Annotated in this window: 11 protein-coding genes and 1 tRNA gene; 1 reads left to right on the plus strand and 11 read right to left on the minus strand. The window is 58.4% G+C overall.

The annotated features are described in order from the left end of the window. Positions 1-124: 124 nt before the first annotated feature. From E3W21_RS23675 to E3W21_RS23690, 4 genes are all read right to left on the minus strand, one after another. Complete coding sequence (locus tag E3W21_RS23675; protein WP_134422039.1) at positions 125-2,155, minus strand: methyl-accepting chemotaxis protein; 2,031 nt, start codon at positions 2,153-2,155, stop codon at positions 125-127. A 286-nt stretch (positions 2,156-2,441) separates the two neighbouring features. Continuing rightward, positions 2,442-3,278 (minus strand): regulatory signaling modulator protein AmpE, encoded by an 837-nt coding sequence (ampE, locus tag E3W21_RS23680; protein ID WP_134422040.1) that lies wholly within the window; start codon positions 3,276-3,278, stop codon positions 2,442-2,444. Beyond that, a complete protein-coding gene (gene ampD / locus E3W21_RS23685; RefSeq protein ID WP_134422041.1) occupies positions 3,275-3,835 on the minus strand; it encodes a 1,6-anhydro-N-acetylmuramyl-L-alanine amidase AmpD in 561 nt (186 codons plus the stop codon). The genes ampE and ampD overlap by 4 nt, the downstream gene beginning before the upstream one ends. A gap of 64 nt (positions 3,836-3,899) precedes the next feature. Beyond that, entirely contained in the window at positions 3,900-6,110 is a 2,211-nt protein-coding gene (locus E3W21_RS23690) for a DUF1631 domain-containing protein (RefSeq protein ID WP_134422042.1), read from the minus strand. 283 nt (positions 6,111-6,393) lie between these two features. Between E3W21_RS23690 and nadC the strand changes: the two genes are divergently transcribed. Continuing rightward, the gene (nadC, locus tag E3W21_RS23695; protein WP_129438593.1) at positions 6,394-7,242 is read left to right on the plus strand and encodes a carboxylating nicotinate-nucleotide diphosphorylase; all 849 of its coding nucleotides are present in this window, start codon (positions 6,394-6,396) and stop codon (positions 7,240-7,242) included. Positions 7,243-7,356: 114 nt separating this feature from the next. Here the strand turns inward: nadC and E3W21_RS23705 are convergent, their stop codons facing one another. From E3W21_RS23705 to infB, 7 genes are all read right to left on the minus strand, one after another. Further along, positions 7,357-7,662: a DUF6388 family protein gene (locus E3W21_RS23705; RefSeq protein ID WP_134422043.1), complete on the minus strand. Its 306-nt coding sequence runs from the start codon at positions 7,660-7,662 to the stop codon at positions 7,357-7,359. 136 nt (positions 7,663-7,798) lie between these two features. Next, positions 7,799-7,871, minus strand: a tRNA-Thr gene (locus tag E3W21_RS23710). A 139-nt stretch (positions 7,872-8,010) separates the two neighbouring features. Beyond that, a complete protein-coding gene (pnp, locus tag E3W21_RS23715) occupies positions 8,011-10,116 on the minus strand; it encodes a polyribonucleotide nucleotidyltransferase (protein ID WP_134422044.1) in 2,106 nt (701 codons plus the stop codon). A 197-nt stretch (positions 10,117-10,313) separates the two neighbouring features. Continuing rightward, a complete protein-coding gene (gene rpsO / locus E3W21_RS23720; protein WP_003176135.1) occupies positions 10,314-10,583 on the minus strand; it encodes a 30S ribosomal protein S15 in 270 nt (89 codons plus the stop codon). 262 nt (positions 10,584-10,845) lie between these two features. Beyond that, positions 10,846-11,763 carry a tRNA pseudouridine(55) synthase TruB gene (truB, locus tag E3W21_RS23725; RefSeq protein WP_129438597.1) on the minus strand — a complete coding sequence of 306 codons (918 nt, stop codon included), beginning with the start codon at positions 11,761-11,763 and terminating at the stop codon, positions 10,846-10,848. Between the two features lie 3 nt (positions 11,764-11,766). After that, complete coding sequence (gene rbfA / locus E3W21_RS23730) at positions 11,767-12,168, minus strand: 30S ribosome-binding factor RbfA (protein ID WP_008149016.1); 402 nt, start codon at positions 12,166-12,168, stop codon at positions 11,767-11,769. A gap of 159 nt (positions 12,169-12,327) precedes the next feature. Then, positions 12,328-14,859, minus strand: coding sequence for a translation initiation factor IF-2 (infB, locus tag E3W21_RS23735; RefSeq protein ID WP_129438599.1), 2,532 nt, complete (start codon positions 14,857-14,859; stop codon positions 12,328-12,330). Between the last annotated feature and the right edge of the window lies 1 nt (position 14,860).

Below are 14,860 nucleotides of genomic sequence, written 5' to 3' on the forward strand. Positions count from 1 at the left end.
GCACACATACCTGTGGGAGCGGGCTTGCTCGCGAAGGCTGATCAACATTCAACATAGATGTCGCCTGTCAGGCCGCTTTCGCGAGCAAGCCCGCTCCCACATTTTTTTTGCGCCGCAGAGTTCTTTAAACCCGGAACGCGCTGATCAGCTGCTTCAACTCCACCACCTGGGCCGACAACGCACGACTGGCGTCTTCGGTCTGGTGTGCACCTTCGGCGGTACGCTCACCGGCGCGGTTGATCTCGACAATATTCTGGTCGATGTCATGGGCCACGGCGGTCTGCTGCTCTACCGCAGCGGCAATTTGCTGATTCTGATCGACGATCATGCCGACGGCACCGAGGATGTTTTCCAGCGCTTGCTGAACCTTTTCCGACTGCCCCACCGTGCCGTTGGCCATCTGATGACTGGTACCCATCGCCTTCACCGCAGCGCCGACACCACTGTGCAGCTTGGCGATCATCTGCTCGATTTCCTCGGTCGATTGCTGGGTGCGCTTGGCTAGTGTCCGGACCTCGTCCGCCACCACCGCAAAACCACGGCCCTGCTCACCGGCCCGAGCGGCTTCGATGGCCGCGTTGAGGGCCAAGAGGTTCGTCTGTTCGGCGATGCTCTTGATCACCTCCAGCACACGGCTGATGGACTGGCTGTCGCTGGCCAGCTGATTGATCACCAGCACCGACTGATCGATCTCACTGGCCAGTGCAGCGATGCTGCCCTGCTGGGATTCCACCAGCCCGCGACCGCTGATGGTCTCGTCATTGACGCTATGAGCGCTGCTGACCGCTGCCGCGGCACTGCGTGCAACCTCAAGGGACGTGGCGGACATCTGGTTCATGGCCGTGGCGACCTGCTCGATCTGCGTGCGCTGCCCCGCCACCGCCTGGTTACTCTGGGCGGAAACGTTCTCCACCTGCCCGGCCTGGCGCTCGACCTCAGTGACGGTCTGGCCGACCCGCTCGATCAGGTCATGGATTTTCTTCACGGTGCCGTTGAACACCTCGCCCAACTCGCCCAGTTCATCGCGGCTGTTGGCGCTGAAGGTTACCGTCATGTCGCCGGCCGCGACCTTGTCCATCACCGCGCCAAGACGCTTGAGGGTGGTGCGGGTCGAGGCGTAGAAGCCGCCGTAGAGGTAAAAAATCAACACAAACACCACCGACAGCGCCACGGCCTGCAAGACCATGTGGGTGCGGTTCTGCTCCAGTCGCTGTTGTAACTGGGCGCCGAGAAACTTCAGGGTGGCTTCGTTGAGTTGGTAGGTCTGGTCCATCAGGCCCGTGACCTGATCGTAAAAGCCCTGCCACGGCGCATCGAGCGTGTCGGCCATTACCACCTGTTCTTCGAACAGTTCACTGGCCTTTTTCAACGATGCCTTGCTGTTATCGGCCTGAGTGGCCAGGGTTTCCCGTGCCGCTTTGCTGGAGCCCAGCGCGTCCTGCAACTTCAGGGCATATTCGGCGTGCAGTTTTTCGATCTGCGCCAGCAACTCATCAAAACGGGTACTTGATGCCGAATTGAGAAAGCCCTGCCCCAACGAAAAAGAGCCCATCGCCCGGCCTTCGCCCAGAAGCTGGGTCACGGGCGGGGTGACATTGGTAATGAGTTCGCTCAGCTGGCGCATGTCGCTCTGGGTGTCGCGGCTCAGGCCGGCCTGACTGGCGATGATCTGGCTGAAAATTTGTGCGTTGCCGAGCAACTTGCCGATCATCGCGCTTTTGCTTTGCAGGGAGTTTTCCGTTTGCTGGGCCTTGAACGCGGCGATCATTTCATCGCGTTTGCCATCGAAAACCATGATTTGCTCAGCGTCCGCGGTCATCGCCGTCAGCCCTTGCAAACGGGTCAGCACACTTTGCCCCAGGGTACTGATCTGTGACTCGACATTGCCGGCCTTGCCGGACTGACCAAGGGTGACGTTGATCTGCACAAGGTTGTTCAGGGTTTCCAGATCGCGCCGTAACGTCAGGCTGCTGCCCAGCAGGTCGAGGCTTTGCAGTTCGACCCGGGTGCCCTGGAATTCTCGATAAGAATCGCGCACCAGATAGAAGTTGGTCACCAGCATCGGCACAAGGAACAGCACGCTGATCAGGCTGAACTTCATGCCAAAGCTCAGGCGGTTCATCAGCGCGACGGCGGGATAGAGCAAGCTCTTCACTGGAAGTCTCCCTTTGATTTCTTATTTTTATTGGCAGGCGCGGGTCGAGAGCAGATAGCCACTATTCGGCGCTGTCTCTGTATAGCTCAAATCGGCGGGAGGTTTTGTAACTTAAGGTTAACGACGGGGGGACGCGGTCTTGTAGCAGCTGGCGAAGCCTGCGTTCGGCTGCGCAGCAGTCGTAAATCCTGATCACGCGGTGAGTCAGATAAAACGCAGTGACTGAGTTGGCGACTGCTGCGCAGCCGGACGCAGGCTGCGCCAGCTGCTACAGAGGCCAGTGTGCTTACGGAAGGACGGTCCATAGCGCGAAACCGGCGTACCAGAGCACCGCCGCGCGCAGCAGCAGTTCCCAGATCCGGTCGAGGCTGTTGATGCCGTCAGGCCCGACCACCGGGGCCGGGATTTCACCGGCCACCAGCCCGACCTTCTCGATCAATTGGGCGGCGCTGATGTTCCAGTTCAGCAGCTCGTGCAGCATCACCCGGCTGACCGCGACAAAGTTGCCGACCAACGCAAAGCTCGCCGCCAGCAGACGCACCGGCACCCAGTCGAACGCATGACGCAGTTTTGCCGCGCGCTCGACCACGGCCGGGCTCTGCCCGTGCTCTTCGGCCAGGGCCAGCAGTCGATAGCTCAGGGCCGCGACCGGCCCCAGCAGGAAGTACCAGAAAATCACCGCGAAAAAGCTCTGATAAGCCTCCCACAGCAGATGCCCTTCGACCCGTTCCAGCAGTTGTTCACCGCTATCGGCGCAGATACCCACATCGCGGTCCGCTACATGAGCGGCCGCTTGCAGGTCTTCCCGGCGCCAGGCATCGCGAAACGGCCCGAGACCGGCCAGCAGATCACCGCGGCCGAGACTGTAAATCACCACCAGCAGATGCACCGGCAACGCCAGCAGACCGTAAGCCACCGGGTCCAATACCAGTAGCAGCAAACCCAGCAGTGCCGCTGGCAACAACACCAGTATCAGCAAAATCAACCACGGACTTTTCGCCAGACGCGGACTGACCTCAAGCTTGTTCAGCTCGCGAACCCATCCACCATCGCGCTGAACCCGATGGCGCAGGGCCGAGAACTTCTCGATCCAGACCGCCAACAGCAACACCAGAAAACTCATTGTTGTTCCTCTTTTGCCAGGGCCGCCCGATAGCGTGCCCAGTCGAACGCAGCCCCCGGATCGGTTTTACGCCCGGGTGCAATGTCGCTATGCCCGCAAATGCGCTGTGCGGTGATGGCCGTGAACGCGCTTTGCAGCTGCCGGGTCAGGGTCGTCAACGCTTGATACTGAGCGTCGGTGAACGGCAGATCATCCGTGCCTTCAAGTTCGATGCCCAAGGAAAAATCGTTACAGGTTTCCCGCCCTTCGAAACTCGAGACGCCGGCATGCCAGGCACGCTCAAGACAAGAGACAAACTGAGTGACGGTGCCGTCACGTTCGATCAGAAAGTGCGCAGACACTCGCAGGTCGGCGATCCCTTCAAAGTAAGGGTGCTCCGTGACATCCAGACGATTCTGGAAAAATTCCAGCACCTTGCCGGTAGCGAACTGCGCTGGTGGCAGACTGATGTTGTGGATCACCAGCAGGGAAATTTCGCCCGAGGGGCGCGCATTGAAGTTGGGCGAGGGGCAAATATCTACGCCCTGACACCAACCGCTCGCGGGGTCCAACTGCATACAGGTTCCTTCAACGACGACTGTGTAGGCGCCCAGTATGCCGCGATAGACCCTCGGGGCGCGATCACTTGCCGCGATTGAGGCGACGCAGATTGCCGATCACCGACTCCAGCGCCCGGTCGAACAGCAAGGTGTCGTCCAGCGCGCGCACCGCGCCACGACGCAATTCCAGCGCCAGACCGGTGCGGCTGCGCTCCAGCACTTTCATCCCGGTGCGATTGACGAAAATGTACTTGCCGGTGGCTTCAATGATCGCCGCCAGCTTGCAGCGAAGGGTGTTGTCCTCGTCTTCCTGAAACTCGACCCAGCACCCCAACCGCAGTTGATCGACCTGAAGCAAACCGGCATCGTCCTCCGGTAAACGAACTGACGCCGTTTCGGCCGGCCCTTCGTCCGCGGTTCGCAGGACGATTTCCTGCAGCACTTGGACCATTACCGGAGTATCGAGAGACTGTTCAAGCTTTTGCCCTGGACGTTCGAACAGTTGAACGTGCAAGGCTTCCAGCTCACTGAAAAATTCGCTGGTGGCGAACGGATCGAAGGCCGAACTGTTCAGCCCGTCGCGCAACGACTTGAGCAATCCAGGCACCAGCGCCAACAAGCGCAGACTCGCATCAGCCTCATCATGACGCTGCACGCTCCAGATCAGTTGCTCCATGGACTGCACATTGGCGTGCAACTCGGCCGACTGATCGCCGTGCTTGAGACAGGTCAGCAGCAGCACCTGGCTCCAGGCTTCCTGGACAAACACCACCACCCGTTGCGGCAATACTTTGCCTAACAAGGCCTGATTCAGCACCTGCTCGACGCGCTGGCGGGCCAGTTCAGTCCTGGCGCGGCCTTCTTCGGCGTCACGGGTACGTTGCTCCAGCAGCTCACTGCGACGGCGCTCATCGCTGGTGAAGGCGAGAAAATCCGCCAACAATTCGGAAAAGACCGCCGGATCATCGACAAAATCGTTCAGCAACCGTTGCACCACTTGCTCGATGCGCAGATACAGACTGTCGCGCTCATGGTCATCGAACTCACCCCAGCCCATGGCTGCGGTGGCGATTTCATTGAGCAGGCGTCGGGCCGGGTGACTGCTGCGGCTGAAGAAGCTCTTGTCGAGCACCGCCACTTTCAGCATCGGGATCTGCAGGCGGCCGATCAACGCCTTGAGCGAGTCCGGCAGGTTGCGGTCATCGAGGATGCATTCGAAGAGCATGGCGATCAGGTTGATCACGTCTTCGTCAGCCACCCCGACCACGCGTGACTTGCCACTTTTGACGCTGACCCGGGTCAGCAGTTGTTCGAGCTGGTTTCGCAGATCGAAGTCGTCCTGGGCTGCCGGCGCCGGCACGTATTGCTGCAAGTGCGAGAGCAGCCGCATTAGGTCACGGGTGGAAATCGGCTGTGACTGGGCACTGGCTTCCAGGGTTGGCGCGACACTGCCACGCACGTGAAACAGCAACTCCTGCAACGCCGCGAAGACTTCCTGCACGCTGTCGTCGATCGGCGGGCCACCGACGCGAGTGTTGGCCTGTGCGGGTTCAGTACCAACGCTGGCAGTCGCACGATCCGTGACCCGACGCGCAGGGGCGGGCTTAAGGTCAGGCAGAACACCGGTGGCGATCAGCAACTGATTGGCTTCGGCGTAGAGCTGATTGGCATCCCTGAGCACATAGCGCTCGAACAGTTTGAGGATGATCAGCTTAACCTTGATCTCCACCCCCAGGTTGCGCCCGGCCTGCAAAAAGTACTCGCAGAGCATCGCCGGCCCCATGGGATTGTGCTGATCGAGCAGTTCCCTGCCCAGCAGTGCGCTGAGTCGGGCGGTCAGTTGGTCCAGGGCGAATCCGTCGCGGTTCAGCACTTTGCTGACCATCGCCTCCACCGCCACGCTACGTTCCATGTCGTCATCGGGCAGCGCCACCGAATCGTCGAAGACCAACACCATGGGCAAGGCAGACTGAGTGATGTCGTACTGGGTGAGGCTGACAAAAGCCGCGAAGAATTGTTCGAGAAAGCCGCGTTCGATGTTTTTGCGCTTGAGGCGCAAGTCGCGCATGGCTTCGAAGAAGAGGTTCTGTTCGACGTCAATGCGGGCCCGGTCGGCCATTTCGAACAGCGTGTCGTCGGCGTTATCGAACAGTTCCTGCAAACCATGCCTGAGCTGTTGAGCGGCCTTGTCGCGAACCTGAAGCAGAATCACAGGCAGGCGGGCGAGCGGCGAGTGAGTCGCCTGGTCGGTAGCAACCTTGTGCAAAGGCACTACATTCCCGTCGTTGTGCATTCAGGCCTCCTGAAACGGTGAGTCTTCGAAGTCGTCAATCCAAATCCACGTCAAAGCCATGACGTCAAAAGCAAGGCGGATTATCTTGCAAAAGATGCCCCCTCTACCAGCAGACTCTGCGTTTCCCATTGAAATAGACGCTTATGGCAGACGCTGACTTAGTGCCGATTGCTCAGGCGAATCGACCAAATGCAGGTTTCATAGCGATGGGAACGCCTCTGATGCCTTGGGTTGCCCAGCGCCATGGCCCTATAATCGGGCCACTTTGTTTGTGGAGTCCGTTATGCCGAATCTACGTCTCGCCGATTTGACCGCCGAAATCGAAGCCAACGTGCGCCGTGCGTTGCTCGAAGACATCGGCAGCGGCGACATCACCGCACAGTTGATCCCCGCCGAACGCCTGGCCAAAGCCACCATCATTACCCGCGACGCTGCCGTCATCTGCGGCACAGCCTGGGTTGATGCAGTGTTTCGGCAACTGGATCCACGTGTTGCGGTGCACTGGCAGGTGCGCGATGGCGAGCGTGTGAAACCCAATCAGGTGCTGTTCCACCTCGAAGGCCCGGCGCGCTCACTACTGACGGGCGAACGCAGTGCACTGAACTTCCTGCAGTTGCTTTCTGGCGTGGCCACGCGCGCGCAGTACCTGGCGGATTACGTTGCCGAGACTCAGGTGAAGTTGCTCGACACCCGTAAAACCTTGCCGGGACTGCGTCTGGCGCAGAAATACGCCGTGACCTGCGGCGGGTGCCATAACCACCGCATCGGCCTGTACGACGCCTTCCTGATCAAGGAAAACCATATTGCCGCCTGCGGTGGCATCCCGGAGGCCATCAAAGCCGCGCACAAGATTGCCCCGGGCAAACCGGTGGAGATCGAAGTGGAAAGCCTGGAGGAGCTGAAGGAAGCCCTGGCGGCCGGTGCCGACATCATTATGCTCGATGAGTTGAGCCTGGATGACATGCGCGAAGCCGTGCGCCTGAACGGCGGCAAGGCGAAACTGGAGGCCAGCGGCGGTATCAACGAAAGCACGCTGCTACCGATCGCCGAGACCGGGGTGGATTACATCTCGATTGGTGCGATGACCAAGGATGTGAAGGCTGTCGATCTGTCGATGCGACTGAGCCTTTGATCGAGAAAACGTCCGTACCAAATGTGGGAGCGAGCCTGCTCGCGAAAGGGGTGAGTCAGGCGCCAATTACGTCGACTGACACGCCCTCTTCGCGAGCAAGCTCGCTCCCACAGTTCAGACCACCAGATTATTCATCTCGCAGTACTCTTCCCACTCGACGCCCAACACCTCGGCAGCCTCCTTGTGCAGAACAAGGCGCGCAACCTCGAACTCTTCAGGGGTTGAGGTGTACTTGAGCGTCAGTTCCCACGGCTGCAAGCCCTGAGACTCTGCCTCATCCTCGAATGCCCACTGGATCTGGTCTTTCTGATCGTCGGCGGGCAAGTCCTTGATCTCTTCGGCTAGCTGGGGCGATTCCAGCAAGTACTTCTTCAGCGCTTCTGCGTGTCTGGCTTCTTGGGTCAATTCTTTAACGGTCATGGCGTTCTCTTTGATCTGGGGAATGGAAGATGGATCTGGATCATCAAGGATCTCTCTGACGCAAAAAACCGTTTGAAGCCCGGTTTATCTGGCCTTCAGAACCATTCGGGATCATCTGAAAACAACGTGTCGCTCGTGCCCGAGACAGGAATCGAACCTGCGACCTTCGCGTTACGAGTGCGCTGCTCTACCAACTGAGCTACACGGGCAGTGGGCTAAACCTAGCACTGACTTTGGGGTCAGGCAACTTCATGACTCGTCTCATTTTTTTGCAGACAAAAAAATGCCCCGCAGCTTTCACTGCGGGGCATTTTTTATAACGTTGAAGCGGTCAGGCGTGGGGAGTGATTAAACGCCCGAAGCCTTGGCTGCTGCTACGTCTTTGATGGACAGCTTGATACGGCCGCGGTTGTCCACGTCCAGTACCAGTACTTCCACTTCCTGGCCTTCTTTCAGGATGTCGGTCACTTTCTCTACGCGAGCGTCGCTCAACATCGAGATGTGGACCAGACCGTCCTTGCCCGGCAGGATGTTGACGAATGCGCCGAAGTCGACGATGCGCTCAACCTTACCAACGTAGATCTTGCCGATTTCGGCTTCAGCGGTGATACCCAGAACGCGCTGACGTGCTGCTTCAGCCGCTTCCTTGGTTTCGCCGAAGATCTTGATCGAGCCGTCGTCTTCGATGTCGATCGAAGCCTTGGTCTCTTCACAGATCGCACGAATGGTCGCGCCGCCTTTACCGATGACATCACGGATTTTGTCGGTGTCGATTTTCATCGCGATCATGGTCGGAGCGTTTTCCGACAATTCGGTACGCGACTGGCCAATGATCTGGTTCATCTGACCGAGGATGTTCAGGCGCGCTTCCAGGGCTTGGCCCAGAGCGATCTCCATGATTTCTTCGGTGATGCCTTTGATCTTGATGTCCATCTGCAGCGCGGTCACACCTTTGGCGGTACCCGCTACTTTGAAGTCCATGTCGCCCAAGTGATCTTCGTCACCCAGGATGTCGGTCAGGATGGCGAACTTCTCGCCTTCTTTAACCAGACCCATGGCGATACCGGCAACCGGTGCCTTCATCGGAACGCCGGCATCCATCAGAGCCAGGGAAGCGCCGCAGACCGAAGCCATGGAGCTCGAACCGTTGGACTCGGTGATTTCCGACACAACACGAATGGTGTACGGGAACACGTCGGCAGCAGGCAGCATGGCTGCAATCGAACGACGGGCCAGACGGCCGTGACCGATTTCGCGACGACCAGCGCCACCCATGCGGCCACACTCACCTACCGAGAACGGAGGGAAGTTGTAGTGCAGCATGAACGGGTCTTTTCTCTCGCCTTCCAGGGTGTCCAGCAGTTGTGCGTCACGGGCGGTGCCCAGTGTTGCAACGACCAGAGCCTGGGTTTCGCCACGGGTGAACAGTGCCGAACCGTGGGTCTTAGGCAGAACACCGACTTCGATGTTCAAAGGACGTACGGTCTTGGTGTCGCGGCCGTCGATACGTGGCTTGCCGTTAACGATGTTTTCGCGAACGGTGCGGTATTCGATTTCGCCGAAAGCAGCTTTGACTTCGCTGGAAGAAGGCTGGCCTTCTTCACCGGACAGTTTGGCAACAACCTGGTCCTTCAACTCACCCAGGCGAGCGTAACGGTCGGCCTTGATGGTGATGGTGTAAGCCTGGGAGATCGCGTCGCCGAACTCGGCACGGATAGCGCCCAGCAGAGCGGTCGCTTCTGGTTGTGGAGCCCAGGTCCAGGTTGGCTTGGCCGCTTCGGCAGCCAGTTCTTTAACAGCGTTGATCACAACCTGGAACTCGTCGTGAGCAAACAGTACCGCGCCCAGCATCTGGTCTTCGGTCAGCTCTTTGGCTTCCGATTCAACCATCAACACGGCTTCCGAAGTACCGGCAACGACCATGTCCAGGCTCGAAGCTTTCTGTTGTTCGTAAGTCGGGTTCAGCAGGTAGCCGGTGCTTTCGTGGAACGCAACGCGGGCAGCGCCGATCGGGCCATCGAAAGGAATGCCGGAGATAGCCAGGGCAGCCGAGGTACCGATCATCGCAGCGATGTCCGGATCGGTTTTCTTGCTGGTGGAAACGACGGTGCAGACAACCTGCACTTCGTTCATGAAGCCTTCTGGGAACAGCGGACGGATCGGACGGTCGATCAGTCGGGAAGTCAGGGTTTCTTTCTCGGAAGGACGGCCTTCGCGCTTGAAGAAACCGCCAGGGATCTTACCGGCAGCGTAAGTCTTTTCCTGGTAGTGAACGGACAGAGGGAAGAAGCCCTTGCCTGGATCGGCTTGTTTGGCACCGACTACGGTCACCAATACGCTGACGTCGTCGTCAACGGTGACCAATACTGCGCCGGAGGCCTGACGGGCGATACGGCCAGTCTCGAGGGTAACGGTCGACTGACCGAACTGGAATTTTTTGATTACCGGGTTCACGGTGTCCTACCTTCTTTTGTGGCTCTTGGGGAACTTGTCTTCTTGCGAAATTCTTGGGCAACGCCGGGAATCGGCCCGACTGTCATTGTCCAGGTAAAGCAGGTATCCAGATAAAACTTGAGGCTGGGAGCCTGCCATGCGCCAGCGGGAAACCCACTGACGTACGACAGACAACCAACCTCTAGCGCAATCGCTTATTAGCGACGCAGACCCAGGCGACCGATCAGAGCCTGGTAACGACCCAGATCCTTGCCTTTCAGGTAGTCCAGCAGCTTACGACGCTGGTTTACCATGCGGATCAGACCACGACGGGAGTGGTGATCTTTACCGTTGGCCTTGAAGTGACCTTGCAGCTTGTTGATGTTGTGGGTCAGCAGTGCAACTTGCACTTCTGGCGAACCAGTGTCACCAACAGCTTGCTGGTAGTCAGCTACGATTTGAGCTTTTTCTTGAACGTCGAGAGCCATGAGGCAATCCTTTTATCAGGAAACTGTTTCAAAGAAACAGCTTCAACAGGCCAGGGACAAATCCCTGTATCTAAAAATGAGTAGTGACCGTGCCTGTTAACAGCCACCCTCGTCCCAGTTTGTGCAAAAGCTACTGCGCTCGGTAATCCTGCGTCAAAAACAGGCTCGGAATGCTCATTGACAGCAGTCAACTCCGCTTCCTCGCCTGTTTTTTCCTTGTCTTCCCTTCGCTCGTTACGCTTTTACACCAAACTGGTTCCGGTCATTCTGACCGAATCAGTCGACGTGGCGCGATGCGCCCGTCTTCGCTCACTTCACCGATACCGATGAAGCGACCATTGTGATCCTGTACCCGTACCATGCCGAACTTCGGTGCATCCGGGGCTCGTACCGGTTGGCCGTTAAGCCAGTAGAACGAGCTGTGCTCCGAGAACTGCAACAGTGGCCAATCCAGCAGGCCGCTGTCCGATGGCATCAGGAAGCGGTCGACCGCTTCGTTGCCGCCTTCGGCATGTACCGCTTCCAACTCTTCAAGCGTGACCGTCTGGGCCAGCGTGAAAGGCCCGGCCTGGGTACGTCGCAGTTCAGCAACGTAAGCGCCACAACCGAGTTGCTCACCGATATCCTCCACCAGGGTGCGGATATAGGTACCTTTGGTGCAATCCACTGCAAGCCGCGCAGTATCACCTTCAAAGGCCAGTAATTCCAAGCGCGCAATAGTAACAGAACGCGGTTCGCGCTCCACTACTTCACCTGCCCGGGCCAGCTTGTACAACGGCTGGCCATCACGTTTGAGCGCCGAGTACATGGGCGGTATCTGACTGATTTGCCCACGAAATTTCGGCAGCACCGCTTCAACATCGGCGCGACCAACGGTCACCGGGCGCTCCAGCAAAACGTCACCCTCGGCATCCGCCGTGGTGGTGGTCTTGCCCAGTTGCGCCAGGGTTTCATAAGCCTTGTCGGAATCGAGCAGGTATTGCGAAAACTTGGTGGCCTCACCGAAGCACAACGGCAACACGCCGGTGGCCAGCGGATCGAGACTGCCGGTGTGCCCGGCCTTCTCGGCGTTCAGCAGCCAGCGGACCTTCTGCAACGCCGCATTGGAGGTGAACCCCAGTGGCTTGTCGAGCAGGATGATACCGCTGACGTTACGACGGATACGTTTGACCTGAGCCACCGATTACTCCTTGGTGTCTTCGGCTTCTGCCGCAACCGGATGCTGATTGTCTTCAGCTACTGCACGTTCGATCAATGCCGACAGATGAGCACCACGCACGACGCTTTCGTCGTAGTGGAAGTGCAACTGCGGAACGCTGCGCAACTTCATTTCGCGAGCCAACTGCATGCGCAGGAAACCGGCGGCGGAGTTGAGCACCTTGATGCTTTGCGCGATGTCTTCAGCGTTGTCCTGACCCATCACGGTGATGAAGATCTTGGCGTGACCGACGTCACGGCTGACTTCAACAGCGGTAATGGTGACCAGGCCGACGCGCGGGTCTTTGACTTCACGACGGATCAGCTGTGCCAGCTCACGCTGCATCTGATCGCCGATACGTTGGGTACGGCTGTATTCTTTTGCCATGTCTTGTTACCTGTTACTGCCCCACGGTGAAACCCGAAGGGTCTGAAAGCGGCAAACGCCCGGCCTGACAAAAGCCAGACCGGGCGTTGCATTTAGAGTCCTGACGCTGCGCCGCGCATCTGCATGCGACGGCTCATCGTGGCCCTTGAAGTGCGCGAGTTAGAGGCTGCGAGCAACCTGAACCTTCTCGTAGACTTCGATCTTGTCGCCTGCTTTGACGTCGTTGTAGCTCTTGACGCCAATACCGCATTCCATGCCGGCACGTACTTCGGAAGCGTCATCCTTGAAGCGGCGCAGGGATTCCAGCTCGCCTTCGAAGATAACGATGTCTTCACGCAGTACACGGATTGGACGGTTACGGTGAACAACACCTTCGATAACCATGCAACCGGCGATCGCGCCAAACTTCGGCGAACGGAACACGTCACGCACTTCAGCGGTACCCAGGATGTTCTCGCGAACATCGCTGCCCAGCATACCGGTGAGGGCTTTCTTGACGTCTTCGATGATGTCGTAGATCACGTTGTAGTAACGCATATCCAGACCTTCCTGCTCGACGATCTTGCGAGCGCCAGCATCGGCACGCACGTTGAAGCCAAACAGTACAGCGTTGGAGGCCAGTGCCAGGTTGGCGTCGGATTCGGTGATACCACCGACACCGCCACCGACAACACGCACTTGCACTTCGTCGTTACCCAGGCCGTTCAAGGCACCGTTCAACGCTTCCAGCGAACCACGGACGTCGGATTTGAGGACGATGTTGAGCGTCTTCTTCTCTGCCTGACCCATGTTTTCGAAGATGTTTTCCAGCTTGCCGGCGTGAGCGCGAGCCAGTTTGACTTCGCGGAACTTGCCTTGACGGAACAGAGCCACTTCACGGGCTTTCTTCTCGTCCGACAGCACGCTCATCTCGTCGCCAGCGTCCGGGGTACCGTCCAGGCCGAGGATCTCGACAGGGATGGAAGGACCGGCTTCCTTGATTGGCTTGCCGTTCTCGTCGAGCATGGCACGTACACGGCCATAGTTCGAACCGACCAGCACCATGTCGCCTTGGCGCAGGGTACCGTCTTGAACCAGAACGGTTGCAACCGGGCCACGACCTTTGTCGAGACGCGATTCAACCACGACGCCACGGCCAGGAGCCGAAGGAGTCGCTTTCAGCTCCAGAACTTCAGCTTGCAGCAGAACAGCTTCGAGCAACTCGTCCACGCCAGTACCGACTTTCGCCGAAACCGATACGAACGGGGTGTCGCCGCCCCACTCTTCCGAAGTCACGCCGTGAACCGACAGTTCGCTACGGATGCGATCGAGATCAGCGCCCGGCTTGTCGATTTTGTTCACAGCAACCACCAGTGGAACACCGGCAGCCTTGGCGTGCTGGACCGCTTCAATGGTCTGCGGCATAACGCCGTCGTCCGCTGCAACGACCAGGATCACGATGTCAGTCGCCTTGGCACCACGAGCACGCATTGCGGTAAACGCAGCGTGACCCGGGGTGTCGAGGAACGTGACCATGCCGCGATCAGTTTCAACGTGGTACGCACCGATGTGCTGGGTGATACCGCCGGCTTCGCCAGCAGCTACCTTGGCACGACGGATATAGTCGAGCAGCGACGTCTTACCGTGGTCAACGTGGCCCATTACGGTCACGACTGGCGCACGGGAGAACGTCTCACCTTCAAACTTCAGGGACTCGGCCAGGGAATCTTCCAGGGCGGTGTCGCTGACCAGGGTCACTTTGTGGCCCAGTTCTTCGGCTACCAGTTGAGCAGTTTCCTGATCAAGCACCTGGTTGATGGTCGCTGGAGTACCCAGTTTGAACATGAACTTGATGATTTCAGCAGCCTTGACCGACATCTGATTGGCGAGATCGCCAACAGTGATGGTCTCGCCGATCTGCACATCACGCACGACAGGGCCTGTTGGGCTCTGGAAACCGTGTGCGTTGCGTTTTTTCAGCTTGGCCTTGCCGCGACCACCACGACGGAAGCCATCGCTTTCTTCGTCGGTAGTACGTGGGGCAACGCGTGGTGCAGGCGCTTTCTCTTTGACCGAGGCACGATGCGGAGCGTTTTTACGCTCGCCGTCGCCACCACCGCTGCGACGATTGTTATCGTCGGCACGTGGTTTATCCGGACGGCGCTGTTCGTTCTGCTTGTTGCGAACGTCAGCAGACGGTGCTGGAGCAGCGGCTACAACCGGTGCGCTTTCGCGTACTGGCTCGGCAACTGCAGCAGGCGCTGCAACGGCGTCGTTAGTAGCGGTTTGCGCAGCAGCAGGCTGGCGACGCGCTTCTTCTTCGGCGCGACGCTTGGCTTCTTCTTCAGCCTTCTGACGTGCAGCATTGTCTACTGCGCGACGTTCTTCCAGTTCGCGTTTGCGCTCGGCTTCGATTTCTTCCGGGCTGCGCTGTACGAAGACTTTCTTCTTGCGTACTTCAACGCTGATGCTTTTGCTGCCAGCAACACGCAGTGTACTGGTGGTTTTGCGCTGCAATGTAATCTTGCGCGGTTCTTCCACTTTCGCCTTGTGGCTGCTCTTCAAGTGAGTCAGCAAAGACTGCTTCTCACTATCGCTCACACCTTCATCGGCGGCGGTGTGCGGCAGACCTGCCTCACGCATCTGCTGCAACAGGCGCTCTACCGGTGTTTTGACCTCATCGGCCAGTTGTTTCACCGTGACTTGCGTCATG

The sequence above is a fragment of the Pseudomonas sp. F01002 genome (assembly GCF_004402115.1).
Lineage (GTDB): Bacteria > Pseudomonadota > Gammaproteobacteria > Pseudomonadales > Pseudomonadaceae > Aquipseudomonas > Aquipseudomonas frigoris.